Genomic DNA, 21,958 nt, shown 5'->3' with positions numbered 1-21,958 from the left:
CGTACCCCTTATTTAGCAGCTTTCTTGCGGGTCTTAGCCGGCTTCTCATCGGGCATTTCGTCACCGATGACTTCGCCTTTAAAGATCCACACCTTGATACCGATGATGCCGTAGGTAGTCATCGCTTCAGCAGTGGCGTAGTCGATGTTGGCACGCAGGGTGTGCAGAGGCACACGACCTTCGCGGTACCATTCGGTACGTGCGATTTCCGCACCACCGAGACGACCACTTACCTGAATTTTGATACCTTCAGCGCCCTGACGCATAGCGTTCTGTACGGCACGCTTCATCGCGCGACGGAACATTACGCGGCGTTCCAGCTGCTGGGCAACGTTCTGGCCAACCAGAGCGGCGTCCATATCAGGCTTGCGCACTTCTTCGATGTCGATGTGCACAGGTACGCCCATCTGCGCACTTACGTCGTTGCGCAGACGTTCTACGTCTTCACCTTTTTTACCGATCACGATACCCGGACGCGCAGTGTGAATAGTCACACGAGCGGTGTTCGCCGGACGTTCGATCTCGATACGGCTCACAGAAGCGTGGGCCAGTTTTTTGCGAATAAATTCGCGAACTTTCAGATCCGTGTACAGCTTGTCTGCGTACTCGTCGCTGCCGGCATACCAAACAGAGGTATGCTTTTTAACGATACCCAGACGAATGCCGGTAGGATGTACTTTTTGTCCCATGGTTTTCTCGCCTGCTCTCTTATTTCTCGGCCACTTTCACAGTGATGTGACAAGTACGCTTAAGAATGCGATCTGCACGACCTTTCGCACGCGGTTTAATGCGCTTCATGGTCATACCTTCGTCCACAAAAACTGTGGAAACCTTCAGCTCGTCAACGTCAGCACCTTCGTTGTGCTCAGCGTTGGCAATGGCCGATTCCAGTACTTTCTTGACGATCGCCGCACCCTTTTTATTGCTAAATGCAAGAATATCCAGGGCTTCTTCAACGCCTTTGCCGCGAACCTGATCAGCTACCAGTCGCGCCTTTTGCGCCGATAGACGTGCGCCGCGTAATTTTGCTGCTACTTCCATCTTTTTAACCTCGGCTTAGCGCTTCTTCGCTTTCTTGTCCGCAGCGTGACCGCGGTAAGTGCGGGTAGCAGCGAACTCGCCCAGTTTATGGCCAACCATTTCTTCGTTAACCAAAACGGGCACGTGTTGACGACCGTTGTGAACGGCAATCGTCAGTCCAACCATTTCCGGCATAATCATGGAACGGCGGGACCAGGTTTTAATCGGTCGACGATCGTTTGCTTCAATCGCCGCCTCCACCTTCTTGATCAAGTGCAGATCAATAAAGGGACCTTTTTTTAATGAGCGTGGCACTGTCGATTCCTCTCTAGCTGCTCAGACATCGCGCGGCTTACTTGCCGCGACGACGTACAATCATCTTATCGGTGCGCTTGTTCTTGCGCGTTTTCTTACCCTTGGTCGGAACGCCCCACGGAGTAACAGGGTGACGGCCACCAGAGGTACGACCTTCACCACCACCGTGCGGGTGATCTACCGGGTTCATCGCCACACCGCGAACGGTAGGACGAACACCACGCCAGCGTGCAGCACCAGCTTTACCCAGCTTGCGCAGGCTGTGCTCGGAGTTGCTCACTTCACCCAGGGTTGCGCGGCACTCAGCGAGAACCTTGCGCATTTCGCCGGAACGCAGACGAATAGTCGCGTACTGGCCTTCACGGGCTACCAGCTGTACAGAAGCACCCGCAGAACGGGCCAACTGAGCGCCTTTACCAGGCTTCAGCTCGATACCGTGAATTACAGAACCCACCGGAACGTTGCGCAGAGGCAGGGTGTTGCCCACAGCAATCGGTGCGGCATCGCCGGACTGAATGGTGGCGCCAGCCTTAAGGCCTTTCGGTGCGATAATGTAACGACGTTCACCATCCGCGTAACAAACCAGAGCGATATGTGCGCTGCGGTTGGGATCGTACTCCAGACGCTCAACTTTAGCGGGGATACCGTCTTTGTTGCGCTTGAAGTCGATTACGCGGTAGTGCTGCTTGTGACCACCGCCGATATGACGAGTGGTGATACGACCGTTGTTGTTACGGCCACCGCTTTTGCTCTTGCTCTCTAAAAGAGGAGCGTAAGGAGCACCCTTGTGCAGGTCGGGGTTAACAACCTTAACCAGGTGTCGACGGCCGGCGGAGGTCGGTTTTGTTTTTACAATTGCCATTGTAACAGTCCCCTTTACTCAGCAGCTTCAAAGTTGATGTCGCTGCCTTCGGCCAGGCGAACGTAGGCTTTTTTCCAATCGCTGCGACGGCCCATGCCGTAGCGGGTACGCTTGGTTTTACCTTTAACGTTCACGGTGCGAACCTGCTCAACAGAAACGTTAAACAGCTTTTCAACCGCGGCCTTGATCTCAGCTTTTTCGGCATCGGTGGAAACCTTGAAAACTACTTGGTTGGCGCTATCGGCCAGCACAGCAGCTTTTTCGGAAATTACCGGGCCCAGCAGTACTTTGTAGAGTCGCTCTTGGTTCATCCCAGCACCTCTTCAATTTTCTTGAGCGCAGAAACGGTAACCACGACCTTATCAAAGCGAATCAGGCTTACTGGATCGATCGCCTGCACATCACGAACATCGATTTTGTGCAAGTTGCGAGCGGCCAGGTACAGGTTTTCGCTAACCTCTTCAGTCACGATCAGCGCATCGGACAGGTCAAACTGAGCCAGTTTGCTAACCAGTTGCTTGGTCTTGGGCGCGTCCACATCGAAGGACTCAACCACTATCAAGCGCTCCTGACGAGCCAGCTCAGACAGGATGCAGCGCAGTGCAGCGCGGTACATCTTTTTGTTCAGCTTAACGCTGTGATCACGCGGGTCAGCGGCGAAAGTTACACCACCGGAGCGCCACAGCGGGCTGCGGATAGTACCGGCACGTGCGCGGCCAGTACCTTTTTGGCGCCAGGGCTTTTTACCACCACCGGAAACATCAGAACGATTCTTCTGCGCCTTGGTACCCTGACGAGCGCCAGCCATGTAGGCGACAACTGCCTGGTGTACCAGATCTTGGTTGAACTCACGTCCGAAAGTCACTTCAGAGACAGCTACTGTGCCTTTAGCGCCTTCGGGAGTAGCGATATTCAGTTCCATATCTAATTCCCCTCAGACTTAGGCTTTTACTGCCGGACGAACGATAACGTTGCCACCGGGAGCACCGGGAACAGCGCCTTTAACCAGCAGCAGGTTGCGTTCGGCATCGACACGAACTACTTCCAGGTTCTGCACGGTTACACGCTCAGCACCCATGTGTCCGGCCATTTTCTTGCCTTTCCATACGCGGCCAGGAGTCTGGCACTGACCGATAGAACCGGGAGCGCGGTGAGACAGGGAGTTACCGTGGGTTGCGTCCTGAGTTCGGAAGTTCCAGCGCTTAACGCCACCCTGGAAGCCTTTACCCTTGGAAGTGCCGGTTACGTCGATCTTCTGGCCAGCTTCAAAGCTGCTTACAGTGATTTCAGAACCGATTTCGAAAGTCTCTTCGGAAGCGTCAGTACGCAGTTCGAAAAGATTAGTGCCAGCCTCTACATTGGCTTTGGCGAAGTGGCCCGCTTCGGGCTTGGAGACACGGGAAGCCTTACGGTTACCCACTGCTACTTGAACAGCGGCATAGCCATCGGTTTCCACAGTTTTCACCTGGGTGACGCGATTCGGAGCAACCTCAACAACGGTTACCGGAATGGATACGCCATCTTCAGTGAAGACGCGAGTCATGCCGCTCTTGCGGCCGACAATACCTATAGTCATCTTATTAACCTCTCAGTGCACGGGGCTTTAACCCACTGCGGCCGCCCAATTTCAGAGCGTTACACTACCCAGACCTTTTTCGCCTGGGGTTCGGTAGTTAGTTAAAAGTGTTTAGCCGAGACTAATTTGGACCTCAACACCGGCCGCCAGATCGAGCTTCATCAGCGCGTCGACGGTTTTCTCGGTAGGCTCAACGATGTCCAGCAAACGCTTGTGAGTACGGATCTCATACTGGTCGCGAGCGTCTTTATTAACGTGCGGGGAAATCAGTACGGTGTACTTCTCTTTGCGAGTCGGCAGCGGGATAGGACCGCGAACTTGTGCGCCAGTGCGCTTAGCCGTCTCTACGATCTCCTGAGTAGACGCGTCGATCAGCTTGTGATCGAAGGCCTTCAGGCGAATTCGGATACGTTGACCCTGCATGGAATCAAACTCCAACTTATGAACTAAAGAACGTCCTTTCTCGCAACCCCGAGGGCGGGCGAAAAGGAGCGCGAATTCTACGGGGCGTACAAGAGGCTGTCAACTGTACAGCATGATCAAATTTCAATCGGCTCAAACTACAATGGAGTACCTTAAGTAAATTGAGGGTAAAGACATGACTATTGCTGCGAGATTAAGTCAATACTTGAATGACCAGTCAGTTGACTACCACCTAATACAGCATCCCCACACACGCACCAGTCGAGAGAGCGCCCACGCTGCTCATGTGCGCGAAGACCAGGTAGCCAAGGCAATCCTGTTGCGCGATAAGGAGGGGTTCGTGATGGCGGTAATTCCCGCCAGCAGCAGCCTGGATCTACGCGCAGTGCACACTGAAACCGGCCGCAACGACCTGGAGATGGTTGCAGAAAATGAGCTGGGGTCAGTCTTCCCAGACTGCGAGCTGGGCGCCCTACCCCCTGTCGGCCAGGCTTATGGCATTACTACTCTGATAGACAGTGGGCTCAGCCGCTGTGAGACGATCTTTTTTGAGGCGGGTGACCACGAAGAACTGGTAGAAATGAATGGACCACAATTCAATAAACTGTTTGCCGGGTGTCGAAGCGCTGATCTTAGTAAGGACTGGCCATAAGCAACCCCAGAAGCAGAAGGATTTGAAATATCAGCCTGAATAAGGCGCCACAAAGAAATGTAATCCTGTGGTGCTGCTCAAGCCAGAGCCACAGGATTCTGACCAGCAAACACCGCCTTCCACTAACCTATCCATTAGATAAGCACCCCACAAGCTACCAGGCTAGGCCAGCAAATCGCTGGGCACATGGATATTTGTTTTAACTACCCCAAATATCTCTGCAAAACACAAAACAAATACATACCCTGAAGAGGTTTTAGTTTGTAAAGCAGGACACCTACGCTACTTAAAGCCCTGCAGAGCCACAATGAGAACACAGCAAATGCTAACGCTCAAAAAGCAATACACGAGATAAAACAACCCCCAATTTAATTCTCTCCAATACGCTATCGCGAATAAATACCTCTGAAATAAAGCCTTTATAAACCTTTATCAAATTGAACAACTAAAGCAACGCTCATCATAAATTACGAGGCTAAACTTGAACCTCTCCGACAACTTTTTTACGGTTTTTCTTTGCAAAAACTTATCCATAAAACCCTCCCAAGTAGCCAATTAAAACAAACACTTAATAGGCTGCAATGGCGAGAAAAAACAAAAAATATCAGGCAAAAAAAAACCGCAGCGCGTCCGCTGCGGCTTTTTATTTAGATCAAAAGTAACTATTACTCGATGATCTTGGCAACAACGCCCGCACCTACGGTACGACCACCTTCGCGGATAGCGAAGCGCAGGCCGTCTTCCATGGCGATCGGAGCGATCAGGGTAACAACCATTTGAATGTTGTCGCCCGGCATTACCATTTCAGTGCCTTCCGGCAGCTCAACCGCACCAGTTACGTCGGTAGTACGGAAGTAGAACTGAGGACGGTAGCCTTTAAAGAACGGGGTGTGACGACCACCTTCGTCCTTGGACAGGATGTACACTTCCGCTTCGAACTTAGTGTGCGGAGTGATGGAGCCCGGCTTAGCCAGTACCTGACCACGCTCTACTTCGTCACGCTTGGTGCCACGCAGCAGCGCACCAATGTTCTCACCAGCACGACCTTCGTCGAGCAGCTTGCGGAACATTTCAACACCAGTACAGGTAGTGGTGGTGGTTTCTTTAATACCAACGATCTCAACTTCGTCGCCAGTGTTGATTACACCACGCTCTACACGACCGGTTACTACGGTACCACGACCAGAGATGGAGAATACGTCTTCGATCGGCATCAGGAACGGCTGATCTACTGCACGCTCCGGCTCAGGGATGTACTCGTCCAGAGTTTCTACCAGCTTCTTAACAGCGGTAGTACCCATTTCGTTGTCGTCTTCGCCGTTCAGGGCCATCAGAGCGGAACCAACGATGATCGGAGTGTCGTCACCTGGGAACTCGTACTGGTCCAGAAGTTCGCGAACTTCCATTTCTACCAGCTCGAGCAGCTCTTCGTCGTCTACCATGTCCGCTTTGTTCAGGAATACAACGATGTAAGGTACACCTACCTGACGGGAAAGCAGGATGTGCTCACGAGTCTGCGGCATGGGGCCGTCAGCTGCGGAACATACCAGGATAGCGCCGTCCATCTGAGCAGCACCGGTGATCATGTTCTTAACGTAGTCGGCGTGTCCCGGGCAATCTACGTGCGCGTAGTGGCGAGTCGGGGACTCGTACTCAACGTGAGAAGTAGCGATGGTGATACCGCGCTCACGCTCTTCCGGTGCATTGTCGATACCGTCAAAAGCAACAGCGTCACCGCCCCATACTTCCGCACATACGCGGGTCAGAGCAGCGGTCAGGGTGGTTTTACCGTGGTCAACGTGACCGATGGTGCCCACGTTCACGTGGGGCTTGGAACGTTCAAACTTTTCTTTTGCCATCTTTAGATGTCCTCTAGCTAAAAGTTTGCCAAAGGGGCCCCAGCTGTTGGCCCGGCCCCCTTTGAGCAGAAGTTAATTAGGCTTTGTTCTTGGCGATGATCTCATCGGCAACGTTTTTCGGCGCTTCGGAGTACTTCAGGAATTCCATGGTGTAGGTAGCACGGCCCTGAGTAGCAGAACGCAGGTCGGTTGCGTAACCGAACATCTCTGCCAGAGGCACTTCTGCGTTTACCACCTTACCAGCAGGGTTGTCTTCCATACCCTGGATAAGGCCGCGACGACGGTTGAGGTCGCCAACTACGTCACCCATGTTCTCTTCTGGAGTTACTACTTCCACCTTCATCATCGGCTCAAGCAATACCGCGCCGCCCACAGAGGAGAGCTTCTTGGTCGCCATAGAACCGGCGATTTTAAACGCCATTTCACTGGAGTCCACATCGTGGTAGGAACCGTCATACAGAGTCGCTTTCAGGCCTAGCAGCGGGTAGCCAGCCAGAACACCGTTTTGCATCTGCTCTTCGATACCTTTTGATACCGCAGGGATATATTCCTTAGGTACTGCACCGCCCACGATTTCGTTAACGAATTCCAGGCCTTCTGCGGACTCATCCTCAGCGGGCTCGAATTTCACCCAAACGTGTCCGAACTGACCGCGACCACCAGACTGACGAACGAACTTACCTTCGATCTCAGAGGTGTTACGGATTGCTTCGCGGTAGGCCACCTGAGGCTTACCGATGTTCGCTTCAACATTGAACTCGCGACGCATACGGTCGACGATGATGTCCAGGTGCAGTTCACCCATACCAGAGATAATGGTCTGGCCAGTTTCTTCGTCGGTCTTCACGCGGAAAGACGGGTCTTCCTGGGCCAGCTTGCCGAGGGCAATACCCATTTTTTCCTGGTCCGGCTTGGACTTGGGCTCAACCGCTACGGAGATTACCGGCTCTGGGAATTCCATGCGCTCCAGAACAATTTTGTTGCTCTCGGCACACAGGGTGTCACCAGTGGTCACGTCTTTCAGACCAATCGCAGCTGCGATGTCACCCGCCAGTACTTCTTTAATCTCTTTACGATCGTTGGAGTGCATCTGCACCATACGACCAACGCGCTCTTTCTTCATTTTTACGGAGTTGTATACCGCAGTACCGCTCTCCAGCTTACCGGAGTAAACGCGGAAGAAAGTCAGAGTACCAACGAAGGGGTCGGTAGCAATTTTGAACGCCAGAGCGGCGAACGGAGCGTCATCGTCGGCTTCGCGAGTCTCAACGGTTTCGCCGTCTTCCAGAGTACCTTCGATCGCCTTTACCTCAGTCGGCGCCGGCAGGTATTCGATAACCGCGTCCAGCATGGCCTGCACACCCTTGTTCTTGAACGCAGAGCCGCCCAGAACCGGTACGATTTCATTGGCCAGGGTACGCTGACGGATAGCTGCCTTGATCTCTTCTTCGGTCAGCTCACCCTCTTCCAGGTACTTTTCCATCAGCTCTTCGCTGGCTTCAGCGGCCGCTTCTACCAGGTACTCGCGCATTTCGTCGCACTCGTCCTGCAGCTCAGCGGGGATGTCAGCGTAGTCGAAGGTCATGCCCTGATCGGCTTCATTCCACAGAATGGCCTTCATTTTCACCAGGTCAACAACACCCTTAAACTCGTCCTCAGCACCGATGGTCATTTGCAGCGGTACGGCGTTCGCGTTCAAACGATCTTTCAGCTGGTCCACAACGTTGCGGAAGTTCGCACCGGCGCGGTCCATTTTGTTCACAAATACCATACGCGGCACGTGGTATTTGTTGGCCTGGCGCCAAACGGTTTCAGTTTGCGGCTGAACACCAGAGGAACCACACAGTACAACAACCGCGCCGTCGAGTACGCGCAAGGAGCGCTCTACTTCAATGGTAAAGTCAACGTGTCCTGGGGTGTCGATGATGTTTACGCGGTGCTGATCGAACTGCTGCTGCATGCCAGCCCAGAAGCAGGTGGTTGCAGCGGAGGTGATGGTAATACCACGCTCCTGCTCCTGCTCCATCCAGTCCATGGTTGCGGCGCCTTCGTGCACCTCACCAATTTTGTGGGACAGACCAGTGTAGAAAAGTACGCGCTCAGTAGTGGTGGTTTTACCGGCGTCTACGTGGGCACAGATACCGATGTTACGGTAGCGTGCGATAGGCGTTTTACGTGCCACAGTTGTATCCTCGATATAACGGCAAAAGGCAGCCTGGAAATTTCCGTGCTGCCTTTCGGTATTAATTTCCGATGTTGGTAATCATCAGACTTAGAAGCGGTAGTGAGAGAACGCCTTGTTGGCTTCCGCCATGCGGTGTACATCTTCACGCTTCTTGACCGCGCCGCCCTTGTTCTGAGCTGCATCGATCATTTCATTGGCCAGGCGCTGAGCCATAGACTTCTCGCCGCGTTTGCGGGAGAACTCTACCAGCCAACGCATTGCCAGAGCCGTACGGCGCGAGGGGCGCACTTCTACAGGCACCTGATAGGTCGCACCACCAACACGGCGGGATTTAACTTCCACCATAGGCGCGATGTTTTCCAAAGACTCTTCAAACACTTCGATCGGGTCTTTGTTCAATTTTTCAGAAATAGTATCAAGGGCACCGTATACAATGCGCTCTGCTACTGATTTCTTGCCGCTGATCATGACGTGGTTCATGAACTTGGCTAGGGTGACGTTCCCGAACTTGGGGTCGGGCAGTACTTCGCGCTTAGCGACTACTCGTCTTCTCGGCATGGGAATTGCCTCTCTTCAGGGTTATTCTGAGACGCCGCCGTAAAACCTTACAATCCGGCGAGCTCAGCCTTACTCCGGTTGGAAACCGAAACGCAAATCGTTAAAGGCGATTAACCTTTAGGACGCTTGGCGCCGTATTTAGAACGGCCCTGCTTGCGATCGTTTACGCCAGCACAGTCAAGTGCACCGCGTACAGTGTGGTAGCGCACACCCGGCAGGTCTTTTACACGACCGCCGCGAATCAGTACCACGCTGTGCTCCTGCAGGTTGTGGCCTTCACCACCGATGTACGAAGTTACTTCGTAACCGTTGGTCAGACGCACACGGCAAACCTTGCGCAGTGCGGAGTTCGGCTTTTTCGGTGTAGTGGTGTACACGCGAGTGCAAACTCCACGACGCTGCGGGCTAGCCTGCAGAGCGGGAACGTCGCTTTTTTCGACTTTGCGTTTTCTCGGCTTACGAACCAACTGGTTGATCGTTGCCATTAAAAATCACTCCAAAAATAAAATGCCCCCACCTCTAAAAGTGAGGGCCTGTCGTCTGTGTGTAGCGCCGACCCAGAGGTCGAACGAAACACCCCACATCAGCGGGGGCCGCATTCTATAAGCGACAACCCGCCTAGTCAATCGGCGACAGAAGTAAGTGCTTACATCACAGACAGTCGCCAATATCAGATCGGGCACCGAAGTGCCCCGACCTACCCCACTCCATCATCGGATGGAGTGGAATACGCCTTATTCGCCAGAGGACTTTAGGGCCTCGGTCAGTGCCGCTTCTACCTCTGCTGCAGAAGGACCTTCGCCGAAGGTTTCTTCCAGCTGCAGGTTGCGCTTGCGCTTGCGTTCTGCGTGGTAGGCCAGACCGGTACCGGCCGGAATCAAGCGGCCCACAACCACGTTCTCTTTCAAACCGCGCAGGCTATCTTCTTTACCGGTTACCGCCGCCTCGGTCAGAACGCGGGTAGTCTCCTGGAACGAAGCCGCAGACAGGAAGGACTCAGTGGCCAGAGACGCTTTGGTAATACCCAGCAACAGGCGCTCGAACTGAGCGGGCTGTTTGCCTTCGGCGCGCAACTGCTCGTTCTCTTCGATCACACGCTGGTATTCCACCTGGTCGCCCTTAATTAAGCTGGAATCGCCCATCTCGAGGATTTCCACCTTGCGCAGCATCTGGCGCACGATAGTCTCGATGTGCTTATCGTTAATACCCACACCCTGGAGACGGTAAACTTCCTGGATCTCGTTAGTGATGTAGCGCGCCAGTTCTTCAACGCCTTTCAGACGCAGAATATCGTGCGGGTTGGACGGGCCATCGGAGATAACCTCGCCCTTCTCTACAGTTTCACCCTCGAACACAGTCAGCTGACGGTGTTTCGGAATCAGAACCTCGTAGTGGTCCTTACCGTTGGCCAGCGGTTTGCCATCGCGCGGGGTGATCTGCAGACGCACCTTGCCTTTGGTCTCTTTACCGAAGGAAACGGTACCGGAGATTTCCGCCAGGATGGACGGCTCTTTCGGCTTACGCGCTTCAAACAAGTCGGCAACGCGGGGCAGACCACCGGTGATGTCCTTGGTACCGCCAGATTCCTGCGGGATACGTGCGATTACGTCACCCACGTTCACCTTGTCACCATTCTTCAGGCTGAGAATCGCACGCGCCGGCAATGCGTAGTGCGCAGGCGCATTACTGTTGGCCAGAGTCAGTTCTTCGCCATTCTCATCCAACAGAGTTACCGCCGGACGCAGGTCTTTACCTGCCGCCGGACGCTCGGCTGGATCGATAATTTCGATCGAGGACAGACCGGTAATTTCATCGGTCTGCTTGCGGATGGAGAGACCCTCTTCCATACCGGACAGTTTCACCCAACCGGCAACTTCGGTGATGATCGGGTGGGTGTGCGGATCCCACTTGGCCACAATCTGGCCACCATCAACCTCAGCACCCTCATAGACACTGATTACAGCACCGTAAGGCAGCTTGTAGCGCTCGCGCTCGCGCCCAGCGCTATCGGCAATCGCCAATTCACCGGAGCGGGAAACCGCTACCAAGTTGCCAGCTTCAGTCTTAACGGTCTTCACATTGTGCAGACGTACAGTACCGCCCAGCTTCACCTGGATGCTGTCTGCAGCAGAGGCGCGGCTCGCAGCACCACCGATGTGGAAGGTACGCATGGTCAGCTGGGTACCCGGCTCACCGATGGACTGTGCGGCAACAACGCCCACAGATTCACCCGGGTTGGCGCGGTGGCCTCGGGCCAGGTCACGGCCGTAACACTGGGCACAGATACCGTGTGCAGTAGTACAGGTGATCGGGGAGCGAACCAGAACCTCATCGATACCCATGGCTTCGATGCGCTCTACCCACTTCTCGTCGATCATGGTGCCGGCGGAAACGGCGATTTCATCGCTGCCGGGCTTCAATACATCGCGAGCCACAACACGACCGAGGATACGGTCACCGAGAGATTCGATAACGTCACCGCCCTCGATCACCGGCGCCATGGTCAGGCCGTCGTCAGTGCCACAATCCAGTTCGGTAATTACCACGTCCTGAGCAACGTCCACCAGGCGACGGGTCAGATAACCGGAGTTCGCGGTTTTCAGTGCGGTATCCGCCAGACCTTTACGAGCACCGTGGGTCGAGATGAAGTACTGCTGTACGGTCAGACCTTCACGGAAGTTTGCGGTAATGGCGTTCTCGATAATGGAGCCGTCTGGACGGGCCATCAGACCACGCATACCAGCGAGCTGACGAATCTGTGCTTCGGAGCCCCGTGCACCGGAGTCTGCATACATGAAAACAGAGTTGAAAGAGTCCTGCTGGGTCTCTTTGCCCTCTCGGTCAGTCACCCTCTCTTTCTTAATCCCCGCCATCATCGCCTGGGTCACCTTATCGTTGGTACGGGACCAAACATCGATGACCTTGTTGTATTTTTCACCCTGAGTTACCAGACCGGAGGCAAACTGGCTTTCAATTTCCTTCACTTCCGCTTCCGCGGATTCGATCAACTGAGCTTTCTCGGCCGGGATTTCGAAGTCGTTCACACCAATGGAGGAACCGGACTTGGTAGAGAAATCAAAACCGGTGTACATCAGCTGGTCGGCGAAGATAACCGTCGCCTTCAGGCCCACCTTACGGTAGCACTCGTTCAGTACACGGGAAATAGACTTCTTCTTCATCGGCTGGTTAACCAGCTCGAAAGGCAGGCCTTCCGGGACGATATTCCACAGTAGCGCGCGGCCTACAGTGGTGTCCTGTACAGAGATGGTTTCGTGTTTCTCACCATCTTCACCCACGATATTTTCGCGGATACGCACTTTAACCTTCGCCTGTAAGCCAACCTGCTTGGCATAAAAGGCACGGCTCACCTCTTTGATATCGGAGAAGGACATACCCTCGCCTTTATCGTTGACGCGCTCGCGGGTCATCCAGTACAGGCCCAGTACCACGTCCTGGGACGGTACGATGATCGGCTCACCATTGGCGGGCGACAGGATGTTGTTGGTGGACATCATCAGCGCGCGGGATTCCAGCTGCGCTTCGATGGTCAAAGGTACGTGTACCGCCATCTGGTCGCCGTCGAAGTCGGCGTTATAGGCAGCACAAACCAGCGGATGTAGCTGGATCGCTTTACCTTCAATCAGTACCGGTTCGAACGCCTGAATACCCAGACGGTGCAGGGTCGGTGCACGGTTGAGCAGTACCGGGTGCTCGCGGATCACCTCGTCGAGGATATCCCAAACGATGGCCTCTTCGCGCTCCACCATTTTCTTGGCGGCTTTGATGGTAGTGGCCAGACCGCGAGTCTCGAGCTTGCCGAAAATAAACGGCTTGAACAGCTCCAGAGCCATTTTCTTGGGCAGACCACACTGGTGCAGGCGCAGGGTCGGGCCAACCACGATCACGGAACGACCGGAGTAGTCCACACGCTTACCCAGCAGGTTCTGACGGAAGCGGCCCTGTTTACCTTTAATCATGTCAGCCAGGGACTTCAGCGGGCGCTTGTTGGAGCCGGTGATAGCGCGGCCGCGACGGCCGTTATCCAACAGTGCATCGACAGATTCCTGCAACATACGCTTTTCGTTACGCACGATAATATCCGGCGCATTCAACTCGAGCAGACGCTTCAGACGGTTGTTACGGTTGATCACACGACGGTAGAGATCGTTCAGATCGGAGGTCGCAAAGCGGCCACCATCCAGCGGTACCAGCGGACGCAGATCCGGTGGCAGAACCGGCAGAGCCTTCATCACCATCCACTCCGGGTTGTTACCGGATTTGTAGAAGGCTTCCAGCAGCTTCAGGCGCTTGGACAGTTTCTTGATCTTGGTTTCGGAATTGGTCGCTGGGATCTCTTCCCGCAGGCGCTGGATCTCAACCGGCAGCTCAATATCTGCCATCAACTCCTGGATTGCCTCGGCACCCATTTTCGCTTCAAACTCATCGGCGAACTCTTCCATCGCCTCAAAGTACTGCTCATCGTTCAGCAGCTGGCCGCGCTCCAGGGTAGTCATGCCGGGCTCGGTTACCACGTAGGATTCGAAGTACAGCACGCGCTCAATATCGCGCAGGGTCATATCCAGCAACAGGCCGATACGGGACGGCAGGGATTTCAGGAACCAGATGTGCGCAACCGGGCTGGCCAGTTCAATGTGGCCCATACGCTCACGGCGCACCTTGGCTTTGGTGACCTCAACGCCGCACTTCTCACAGATAATACCGCGGTGCTTCATGCGCTTGTACTTACCGCACAAGCACTCGTAGTCTTTTACCGGGCCGAAGATCTTGGCGCAGAACAAGCCTTCACGCTCAGGCTTGAAGGTACGGTAGTTGATGGTCTCCGGCTTCTTCACTTCGCCGTAGGACCAGGAGCGGATCATGTCCGGCGAGGCCAGACCGATACGAATCGCATCAAACTCTTCCAGGTGCTCCTGGGACTTCACCAGATTTAATAAATCTTTCAAGGCCTTTCCTCCACTAGGGGGTAGTCAACCCGGCCGTTACGCCGGGCCGGGCGGGCCGGCAACCCCACTGCTTCCAGGGTGCCGGCGCTTGTCTCAATTCACCTGCGAACAGGCTTTTGCACCAATCGGTCTTACTCGTGCTCGAGCTCGAAGTTCATACCGAGAGAGCGGATTTCCTTAACCAGTACGTTGAAGGACTCCGGCATGCCAGGCTCCATACGGTGGTCGGAATCCACGATGTTTTTGTACATCTTGGTCCGCCCTTCCACGTCGTCTGATTTGACCGTGAGCATTTCCTGCAGGGTGTATGCGGCGCCGTAGGCTTCCAGCGCCCACACTTCCATCTCCCCGAAACGCTGACCACCGAACTGTGCCTTACCACCCAGCGGCTGCTGAGTAACCAGGCTGTAGGAGCCAGTGGAACGCGCGTGCATCTTGTCGTCCACCAGGTGGTTCAGCTTCAGCATGTACATGTAGCCCACGGTAACCGGACGCTCGAAAGCATCACCGGTACGACCGTCGTGCAGAGTGATCTGGCCGGAATCAGGGATATCGGCGAGGCGCAGCAATTGCTTGATCTCGCTCTCATCGGCACCGTCGAATACCGGGGTCGCCATGGGTACACCGCGACGCAGGTTCTGCGCCATGGTCATGACTTCCTGATCGGAGAACTGATCCAGTTCTTCTTTGCGACCGCCTGTGGAGTTGTAGACCTCTTCCAGGAATCCGCGCACCTTGGCGACTTCCTGCTGCTCCTTGATCATCTTGTCGATTTTGACGCCAAGACCTTTAGCAGCCATACCCAGGTGCATTTCCAGAACCTGACCAACGTTCATCCGCGAGGGAACACCCAGTGGGTTCAGAACGATGTCTACCGGCTCACCGTTTTGGTCGTAAGGCATATCCTCAACGGGCTTGATCACGGAGATCACACCCTTGTTACCGTGGCGACCGGCCATCTTGTCGCCCGGCTGGATACGGCGTTTGATCGCCAGGTAAACCTTGACGATTTTCAATACGCCCGGAGCCAGGTCATCGCCGGACTCCAGTTTTTTCTTCTTGTCTTCAAAGGCTTCGTCGAGCAGCTTGCGACGCTCTTTCAGCTGTACTTCTGCCTTCTCCAGCTGCTCGTTGAGACCCTCGTCTTCCATGCGCAGCTTGAACCAGTCTTCACGCGGCAGAGTGGCGAGTACTTCAGTGGTGAGCTCCTGGCCCTTGCTGATACCTTTACCACCGGCAGCCTTCTGGCCCAGCAGTGCTTGCTGCAGACGCTCAAAGGTAGCGCCTTCGACAATACGGTATTCCTCATTCAGGTCCTTGCGAACCTCATCCAGCTGCGCCTTCTCAATATCGATGGAACGCTGATCTTTCTGCAGGCCGTCACGGGTGAACACCTGAACGTCGATCACGGTACCACGGGTGCCACTGGGCGCGCGCAGGGAAGTATCTTTAACGTCGGAAGCTTTTTCACCGAAGATTGCACGCAGCAGCTTCTCTTCTGGGGTCAGCTGTGCTTCGCCTTTAGGAGTAACCTTACCGACCAGGATATCGCCGGCACCTACTTCCGCACCGATATATACAATGCCGGACTCGTCCAACTTATTCAGCGCAGACTCGCCCACATTGGGGATATCCGCAGTGATCTCCTCACTACCCAGTTTGGTATCTCGGGCAATACAGGTCAGTTCCTGGATGTGAATAGTGGTGAAGCGGTCTTCCTGTACAACGCGCTCACTAATGAGGATGGAGTCCTCAAAGTTGTAACCATTCCATGGCATAAAGGCGATGCGCATATTCTGGCCTAGAGCCAGCTCACCCAGGTCAACAGAAGGACCATCGGCAAGGATATCGCCGCGGGTTACGCGATCACCAGTGTTAACAATCGGACGCTGATTGATACAGGTATTCTGGTTGGAGCGGATGTATTTGGTCAGGTTATAAATATCTACACCTGCATCACCGGCTTCCACCTCAGCGTCCGCCACGCGGACTACCACACGGCTGGAATCAACACGCTCAATCACACCGCCACGCTTGGCTACCACACATACCCCGGAGTCGCGCGCTACTGTGCGCTCCATACCGGTGCCTACTAGCGGCTTTTCAGCACGCAGGGTCGGTACCGCCTGACGCTGCATGTTCGAGCCCATCAATGCACGGTTGGCGTCATCGTGCTCAAGGAACGGGATCATCGCCGCAGCGACAGAAACCACCTGCTTGGCGGAAACATCCATATACTGGATTTCACCCGGTGCTTTCAGGGTAAATTCGCCATGGTGACGCACGCTGATCAGGTCATCAATGAAGTTGCCGTTGTCATCTACTTCCGCAGACGCCTGGGCAATAATGTAATTTGCTTCATTGATCGCTGACAGGTAAGCGATTTCGTCGGTTACCTTGCCATCAACCACTTTGCGATAAGCACTCTCGAGGAAACCGTAGTGGTTAGCGCGAGCGTAAGTGGCCAGGGAGTTGATCAGACCGATGTTCGGTCCTTCCGGCGTCTCAATCGGACATACGCGGCCGTAGTGCGTCGGGTGCACGTCGCGCACCTCAAAGCCAGCGCGCTCACGGGTCAAACCACCTGGGCCCAGTGCGGAAACACGACGCTTGTGAGTCACTTCCGACAGCGGGTTGTTCTGGTCCATAAACTGGGACAGCTGCGAGGAACCGAAGAATTCCTTCACTGCAGCGGCAACCGGCTTGGCATTGATCAGGTCCTGCGGCATCAGGCCTTCGGACTCCGCCATGGACAGGCGCTCTTTGACCGCGCGCTCCACACGTACCAGACCAACGCGGAACTGGTTCTCGGCCATCTCACCAACGGAGCGCACGCGGCGGTTCCCCAGGTGATCGATATCGTCCACCATGCCCTGGCCGTTACGGATATCGATCAAGGTCTTCAGTACATCGACGATATCTTCTTTGCTCAGGGTACCTTCGCCGGTCTCGTCTTCACGGCCCAGGCGACGATTGAACTTCATGCGACCAACGGCGGACAGATCGTAGCGCTCGTCGGTGAAGAACAGGTTTTCAAACAGGGATTCCGCAGATTCCTTGGTGGGCGGCTCGCCTGGGCGCATCATGCGGTAGATCTCTACCAGCGCTTCCAGCTGAGTGCGGGAAGGCTCTGCACGCAGGGTATCGGAGATAAACGGTCCACGGTCTAGATCATTGGTGTACAGCGTTTCGAAAGTCTTAATATTGAGCGTGCGTAACTGGGCGATTACTTCAGCGGTAATCTCAGCATTACACTCAACTGCAATTTCACCAGTAGACTCATCGACAATATCGTGAGCCAGAATACGGCCAAACAGGTATTCCAGTGGCGCGTCGAGCTTTTCTACGCCGGCTTTCTCCAGCTGGCGAATATGACGCGGGGTGATACGACGCCCCTCTTCCACAATCACCTTGCCCTGGCCATCTTTAATATCAAAAGAGGCCACGTCACCGCGCAAGCGGGAGGGAATCAGTTCCAGGCTAACGCGGTCTTCCTGCAGCTCAAACTTGCTGGTCTCGAAGAACATCTCCAGCATTTCCTGGGAGCTATATCCCAGTGCACGCAACAGAATTGTCGCAGGCAGTTTGCGGCGGCGGTCGATACGAACGAATACCAAGTCCTTTGGATCGAATTCGAAGTCCAGCCAGGAGCCACGATAAGGAATTACACGCGCGGCGTACAGCAGCTTACCAGAGGAATGGGTCTTGCCTTTGTCGTGATCGAAAAATACACCCGGGGAACGGTGTAGCTGGGATACGATAACACGCTCAGTACCATTAATTACAAAGGTACCGTTGTCGGTCATGAGCGGGATTTCGCCCATGTAAACTTCCTGCTCTTTGATGTCCTTAATGGACTTATTCGCAGACTCTTTATCGTAAATAATCAGGCGCACACGTACACGCAGCGGACAGGCGTAGGTCACGCCGCGCAGAGTACATTCCTTAACATCGAAAGCGGGCTTACCCAGTGTGTAGCTCACGTACTCCAGAGCGGCATTGCCTGAATAGCTGACAATCGGAAATACGGATTTAAACGCCGCCTGCAGGCCGACATCTAAGCGATCGTCGGGGCGCTTGTCGGCCTGTGTAAAATTGCGATATGAATCCAGCTGTATCGCAAGCAGAAAGGGCACATCCATGACCTTAGGCAGTTTGCCAAAATCCTTGCGGATACGTTTTTTCTCAGTATATGAGTAAGCCATTCAAATTCCCCAGCTTGATCAGTGACAAGACTTCGTGGGACTCCATTCGGGAGCCCCTCCGGGCGAGAAGCCTCTGAACAACACAGATTGCCTGCGCTGTTCAGAAACCTCTCCGCTTGCTTTCGAGCAGCGCAACTGCGCTATGGTTAAATGAGGTTTGCCACGGTTTTATACCGCCGGCACCGCTAAAACCTCAGTACCGCAAACGGCAAAAAGGCCGGCGGACAAAAGTCCACCAGCCTTACCGCTATGTGTCGTTTTAGGCGACCAATAGCGGGAATCGCAACAACCGAATTACTTCAGTTCTACAGTTGCGCCAGCTTCTTCCAGCTCTTTCTTAGCGGCTTCAGCTTCGTCTTTGGTTGCGCCTTCTTTCAGCGGGCTTGGAGCGCCGTCAACCAGTGCCTTGGCTTCTTTCAAGCCCAGGCCGGTGATGCCGCGAACAACCTTGATCACGTTTACTTTCTTGTCGCCTGCAGAAGTCAGAACTACGTCGAAAGAGTCTTTCTCTTCAGCGGCAGCTTCGCCACCAGCCGGGCCCGCTACAACTGCTGCTGCAGCAGTTACACCGAACTTCTCTTCCATTGCTTCGATCAGCTCAACAACGTCTTTAACAGACATTTCGGCAACAGCGTTGATGATATCTTCTTTAGTCAGAGACATGAGTCATTACCTGAATTGGTTTGAGCAGTAGCTGCTCGTATTTCGTTTTGAAACCGCGATTCGCTAAAGCGAATACAATTACGCAGCTTCCTGCTCTTTTTGGTCGCGAACGGCCGCAATAGTGCGGACCAGCTTGCCAGCAGATGCTTCTTTCAACACGCTCATCAGCTTGGCGATCGCCTCGTCGTAAGTCGGCAGGCTTGCCAACAATGCGACGTCGGTGATCGCGCCTTCGAAGGCAGCACCTTTCAGTTCCAGCTTGTCATTGCCCTTGGCGAACTGGCTCAGGATGCGCGCGCCGGCACCTGGATGTTCGTTAGAGAATGCAATGATGCTAGGACCTACGAATTTGTCAGTCAGACATTCGTAATCGGTTCCTGCCAGAGCGCGACGCGCCAGAGTATTGCGGACGACTTTCAACCAAACGCCGTTCTCGCGAGCCTCTTTGCGCAGGGCAGTCATGTCATTTACGGTAACGCCGCGGGAATCCGCAACTACCGCAGACAGAGCACCCTCAGCAGCTTGCTGGACATCTGCGACAATCGCTTTCTTGTCTTCGAGTCCAATAGCCATAGTGTCACTCCTGGATTTGAAAAAAACCGAGCTCAAAGCCCGATCCGTTCCGGTGCATAAAGCTCAAATCCAGTAAAAATACTGGTTTGGGCGACACCGTCTGCGTAGGCTCAAACCTCTCAACGACCAACCTGGCCGAGATTTGGATTAAGCCGGACACGTTAAACCTCAACGCATCTGGCACCTACGGTCTTTGACGGCCCACATTTCTGCCTAAGCATCAAGTGGACCCCAAAGTTCGATTTACCATACGCCAACAGTATCAGCGCACAGCTTCAATTAGATGTTCAGGGAAGACTGGTCGATAACCAGACCTGGGCCCATAGTGGTGCTCAGGGTGATCTTCTTCAGGTACACACCTTTTGCAGAAGCCGGCTTGGCCTTCTTCAGGTCTGCTACCAGAGCTTCCAGGTTCTCTTTCAGCAAGTTCGCATCGAAAGCAACTTTGCCGATACCACCGTGGATGATGCCGCCTTTGTCAGCGCGGAAACGCACCTGACCAGCTTTGGCATTTTTAACTGCGGTAGCAACGTCTGGAGTTACAGTGCCAGTCTTCGGGTTCGGCATCAGGCCGCGCGGGCCGAGGATTTGACCCAGCTGACCTACAACGCGCATCGCATCGGGAGAAGCGATTACTACGTCGAAGTCCATCTTGCCCGCTTTAACGTCGGCAGCCAGCTCGTCCATACCGATCAGGTCAGCGCCCGCTTCTTTAGCGGCATCAGCGTTTGCACCCTGGGTGAAAACAGCTACGCGAACTTCTTTACCAGTACCGTGCGGCAGAGTGGTCGCACCGCGAACAGCCTGGTCGGATTTACGCGGATCGATACCCAGGTTTACAGAAGCGTCTACAGTCTCTGCAAACTTAACGTTGGACAGCTCTTTCAGCAGAGCTACGGCTTCTTCGATGCCGTATGCTTTACCAGCTTCAACTTTCTCAGCGATTACGCGCTGACGCTTGCTCAATTTAGCCACTTAGAGACCCTCCACTTCGATACCGGCACTGCGTGCGGAACCGGCGATGGTGCGCACGGCCGCGTCCATATCGGATGCAGTCAGGTCAGCCTTTTTCATTTCTACGATCTCTTCGATCTGAGCGCGGGTAACCTTACCGACCTTGTCGGTATTCGGGCGACCGGAACCACTCTTGATCTTGGCGGCCTTGCGCAGCAGTACTGCGGCGGGCGGAGATTTCATGATGAAGGTGAAGGAGCGATCGCTGTATACAGAGATCACAACCGGCACCGGCAGACCCGGCTCAAGGCTTTGAGTCTGGGCGTTGAACGCCTTACAGAATTCCATGATGTTCACGCCGTGCTGACCCAGTGCAGGACCAACGGGCGGACTTGGGTTGGCCTGACCGGCCTTAACTTGCAGCTTGATATAAGCTTCTACTTTCTTAGCCATTACAGCTCTCCTCTAGATGGGTGGTAACGCCAGCCACAACTTACCTCTCGGCAGAGAGCTGGCTCCCCGCCCCAAAAAACAAAATATATTTTCCGGGGACGCGAAAACCCCCTTCCACCTTGCGGCGAAAGAGGGCAAAAAATTTACACTGGAATCAGGTCTTTTCTACCTGACTAAACTCCAGTTCAACGGGGGTGGAGCGCCCGAAGATCAATACGGCCACGCGCAGGCGGCTCTTCTCGTAGTTGACCTCTTCGACCACACCGTTGAAATCATTAAACGGACCATCGATAACCCGAACCATTTCACCTGGCTCAAATAGGGTCTTGGGCTTGGGCTTATCGGCGGAATCGTCGATTCGATTCAGGATAGCCTGCGCTTCGCGGTCAGTGATCGGGGCCGGCCTATCCGCCTTGCCTCCGATAAAACCGAGCACTCGAGGAGTTTCTTTTACCAAGTGCCAAGTATCGTCATTCAGTTCCATTTCCACCAGGACATAACCGGGGAAGAACTTGCGCTCACTCTTGCGCTTTTGCCCTGCTCGCATCTCCACCACTTCTTCGGTGGGAACCAGCACTTCACCAAACAGGTGATCCATTTCGTGCAGCTCAATTCGCTCCTTGAGAGAGCTAGCTACACGCTTCTCATAGCCCGAGTAAGCCTGGACCACATACCAATGCTTTGACATGTATCAAC

At 54.3% G+C, this 21,958-nt stretch carries 20 protein-coding genes; 1 reads left to right on the top strand and 19 read right to left on the bottom strand.

Going from position 1 to position 21,958, the window contains the following annotated elements; all coding sequences use genetic code 11:
• Positions 1 to 8: 8 nt before the first annotated feature.
• The 8 genes from rpsC to rpsJ form a co-directional block, all read right to left on the bottom strand.
• Positions 9 to 689 carry a 30S ribosomal protein S3 gene (gene rpsC, locus ACJJIB_RS04015; protein ID WP_444887952.1) on the bottom strand — a complete coding sequence of 227 codons (681 nt, stop codon included), beginning with the start codon at positions 687 to 689 and terminating at the stop codon, positions 9 to 11.
• A gap of 19 nt (positions 690 to 708) precedes the next feature.
• Positions 709 to 1,041, bottom strand: a complete 333-nt coding sequence (rplV, locus tag ACJJIB_RS04010; RefSeq protein ID WP_444887951.1) for a 50S ribosomal protein L22 — start codon at positions 1,039 to 1,041, stop codon at positions 709 to 711.
• Positions 1,042 to 1,056: 15 nt separating this feature from the next.
• Positions 1,057 to 1,335 (bottom strand): 30S ribosomal protein S19, encoded by a 279-nt coding sequence (rpsS, locus tag ACJJIB_RS04005; protein ID WP_020411388.1) that lies wholly within the window; start codon positions 1,333 to 1,335, stop codon positions 1,057 to 1,059.
• A 37-nt stretch (positions 1,336 to 1,372) separates the two neighbouring features.
• Positions 1,373 to 2,197 (bottom strand): 50S ribosomal protein L2, encoded by an 825-nt coding sequence (gene rplB / locus ACJJIB_RS04000; RefSeq protein WP_020411387.1) that lies wholly within the window; start codon positions 2,195 to 2,197, stop codon positions 1,373 to 1,375.
• A 14-nt stretch (positions 2,198 to 2,211) separates the two neighbouring features.
• Positions 2,212 to 2,508: a 50S ribosomal protein L23 gene (gene rplW / locus ACJJIB_RS03995; RefSeq protein WP_152451143.1), complete on the bottom strand. Its 297-nt coding sequence runs from the start codon at positions 2,506 to 2,508 to the stop codon at positions 2,212 to 2,214.
• Positions 2,505 to 3,119, bottom strand: coding sequence for a 50S ribosomal protein L4 (gene rplD / locus ACJJIB_RS03990; RefSeq protein ID WP_252084413.1), 615 nt, complete (start codon positions 3,117 to 3,119; stop codon positions 2,505 to 2,507). The genes rplW and rplD overlap by 4 nt, the downstream gene beginning before the upstream one ends.
• An 18-nt stretch (positions 3,120 to 3,137) precedes the next feature.
• A complete protein-coding gene (gene rplC, locus ACJJIB_RS03985) occupies positions 3,138 to 3,773 on the bottom strand; it encodes a 50S ribosomal protein L3 (protein WP_252084412.1) in 636 nt (211 codons plus the stop codon).
• A 111-nt stretch (positions 3,774 to 3,884) separates the two neighbouring features.
• Positions 3,885 to 4,196 (bottom strand): 30S ribosomal protein S10, encoded by a 312-nt coding sequence (gene rpsJ, locus ACJJIB_RS03980; RefSeq protein WP_010133849.1) that lies wholly within the window; start codon positions 4,194 to 4,196, stop codon positions 3,885 to 3,887.
• Positions 4,197 to 4,371: 175 nt separating this feature from the next.
• Here rpsJ and ACJJIB_RS03975 point away from each other — a divergent pair, with 175 nt between their 5' ends.
• Positions 4,372 to 4,848 carry an aminoacyl-tRNA deacylase gene (locus ACJJIB_RS03975; RefSeq protein ID WP_444883681.1) on the top strand — a complete coding sequence of 159 codons (477 nt, stop codon included), beginning with the start codon at positions 4,372 to 4,374 and terminating at the stop codon, positions 4,846 to 4,848.
• 665 nt (positions 4,849 to 5,513) lie between these two features.
• On the opposite strand, the gene tuf is transcribed toward ACJJIB_RS03975, so the two are convergent.
• From tuf to nusG, 11 genes are all read right to left on the bottom strand, one after another.
• A complete protein-coding gene (gene tuf, locus ACJJIB_RS03970) occupies positions 5,514 to 6,707 on the bottom strand; it encodes an elongation factor Tu (RefSeq protein ID WP_252084404.1) in 1,194 nt (397 codons plus the stop codon).
• A 76-nt stretch (positions 6,708 to 6,783) separates the two neighbouring features.
• Positions 6,784 to 8,889, bottom strand: coding sequence for an elongation factor G (fusA, locus tag ACJJIB_RS03965; protein ID WP_252084410.1), 2,106 nt, complete (start codon positions 8,887 to 8,889; stop codon positions 6,784 to 6,786).
• A gap of 90 nt (positions 8,890 to 8,979) precedes the next feature.
• Positions 8,980 to 9,450 carry a 30S ribosomal protein S7 gene (rpsG, locus tag ACJJIB_RS03960; RefSeq protein ID WP_143729448.1) on the bottom strand — a complete coding sequence of 157 codons (471 nt, stop codon included), beginning with the start codon at positions 9,448 to 9,450 and terminating at the stop codon, positions 8,980 to 8,982.
• A 110-nt stretch (positions 9,451 to 9,560) separates the two neighbouring features.
• Entirely contained in the window at positions 9,561 to 9,935 is a 375-nt protein-coding gene (gene rpsL, locus ACJJIB_RS03955; protein WP_067150990.1) for a 30S ribosomal protein S12, read from the bottom strand.
• Between the two features lie 249 nt (positions 9,936 to 10,184).
• The gene (gene rpoC / locus ACJJIB_RS03950; RefSeq protein ID WP_252084409.1) at positions 10,185 to 14,414 is read right to left on the bottom strand and encodes a DNA-directed RNA polymerase subunit beta'; all 4,230 of its coding nucleotides are present in this window, start codon (positions 14,412 to 14,414) and stop codon (positions 10,185 to 10,187) included.
• A 131-nt stretch (positions 14,415 to 14,545) separates the two neighbouring features.
• A complete protein-coding gene (gene rpoB / locus ACJJIB_RS03945) occupies positions 14,546 to 18,619 on the bottom strand; it encodes a DNA-directed RNA polymerase subunit beta (protein ID WP_444887950.1) in 4,074 nt (1,357 codons plus the stop codon).
• A 294-nt stretch (positions 18,620 to 18,913) separates the two neighbouring features.
• On the bottom strand, positions 18,914 to 19,282 hold the full coding sequence (rplL, locus tag ACJJIB_RS03940) for a 50S ribosomal protein L7/L12 (protein WP_252084407.1): 369 nt from the start codon (positions 19,280 to 19,282) through the stop codon (positions 18,914 to 18,916).
• Positions 19,283 to 19,360: 78 nt separating this feature from the next.
• On the bottom strand, positions 19,361 to 19,855 hold the full coding sequence (rplJ, locus tag ACJJIB_RS03935) for a 50S ribosomal protein L10 (protein WP_020411124.1): 495 nt from the start codon (positions 19,853 to 19,855) through the stop codon (positions 19,361 to 19,363).
• Positions 19,856 to 20,134: 279 nt separating this feature from the next.
• On the bottom strand, positions 20,135 to 20,830 hold the full coding sequence (rplA, locus tag ACJJIB_RS03930) for a 50S ribosomal protein L1 (RefSeq protein WP_152451120.1): 696 nt from the start codon (positions 20,828 to 20,830) through the stop codon (positions 20,135 to 20,137).
• Positions 20,831 to 21,262: a 50S ribosomal protein L11 gene (rplK, locus tag ACJJIB_RS03925; protein WP_152451118.1), complete on the bottom strand. Its 432-nt coding sequence runs from the start codon at positions 21,260 to 21,262 to the stop codon at positions 20,831 to 20,833.
• A 154-nt stretch (positions 21,263 to 21,416) separates the two neighbouring features.
• Complete coding sequence (gene nusG / locus ACJJIB_RS03920; protein WP_252084405.1) at positions 21,417 to 21,950, bottom strand: transcription termination/antitermination protein NusG; 534 nt, start codon at positions 21,948 to 21,950, stop codon at positions 21,417 to 21,419.
• Positions 21,951 to 21,958: the final 8 nt, after the last annotated feature.

The organism is Microbulbifer mixtoriginis (SeqCode), from assembly GCF_052467705.1.
Note: the sequence above shows the minus strand (reverse complement) of the source record. Positions and strands in the feature narration are given on the sequence as shown.

Coding starts and splice junctions, on each gene's coding strand:
- rpsC (WP_444887952.1), bottom strand. CDS start 689: ATGGGACAAAAAGTACATCCTACCGGCATTCGTCTGGGTATCGTTAAA.
- rplV (WP_444887951.1), bottom strand. CDS start 1,041: ATGGAAGTAGCAGCAAAATTACGCGGCGCACGTCTATCGGCGCAAAAG.
- rplB (WP_020411387.1), bottom strand. CDS start 2,197: ATGGCAATTGTAAAAACAAAACCGACCTCCGCCGGCCGTCGACACCTG.
- rplW (WP_152451143.1), bottom strand. CDS start 2,508: ATGAACCAAGAGCGACTCTACAAAGTACTGCTGGGCCCGGTAATTTCC.
- rplD (WP_252084413.1), bottom strand. CDS start 3,119: ATGGAACTGAATATCGCTACTCCCGAAGGCGCTAAAGGCACAGTAGCT.
- rplC (WP_252084412.1), bottom strand. CDS start 3,773: ATGACTATAGGTATTGTCGGCCGCAAGAGCGGCATGACTCGCGTCTTC.
- rpsJ (WP_010133849.1), bottom strand. CDS start 4,196: ATGCAGGGTCAACGTATCCGAATTCGCCTGAAGGCCTTCGATCACAAG.
- ACJJIB_RS03975 (WP_444883681.1), top strand. CDS start 4,372: ATGACTATTGCTGCGAGATTAAGTCAATACTTGAATGACCAGTCAGTT.
- tuf (WP_252084404.1), bottom strand. CDS start 6,707: ATGGCAAAAGAAAAGTTTGAACGTTCCAAGCCCCACGTGAACGTGGGC.
- rpsG (WP_143729448.1), bottom strand. CDS start 9,450: ATGCCGAGAAGACGAGTAGTCGCTAAGCGCGAAGTACTGCCCGACCCC.
- rpsL (WP_067150990.1), bottom strand. CDS start 9,935: ATGGCAACGATCAACCAGTTGGTTCGTAAGCCGAGAAAACGCAAAGTC.
- rpoB (WP_444887950.1), bottom strand. CDS start 18,619: ATGGCTTACTCATATACTGAGAAAAAACGTATCCGCAAGGATTTTGGC.
- rplL (WP_252084407.1), bottom strand. CDS start 19,282: ATGTCTCTGACTAAAGAAGATATCATCAACGCTGTTGCCGAAATGTCT.
- rplJ (WP_020411124.1), bottom strand. CDS start 19,855: ATGGCTATTGGACTCGAAGACAAGAAAGCGATTGTCGCAGATGTCCAG.
- rplK (WP_152451118.1), bottom strand. CDS start 21,262: ATGGCTAAGAAAGTAGAAGCTTATATCAAGCTGCAAGTTAAGGCCGGT.
- nusG (WP_252084405.1), bottom strand. CDS start 21,950: ATGTCAAAGCATTGGTATGTGGTCCAGGCTTACTCGGGCTATGAGAAG.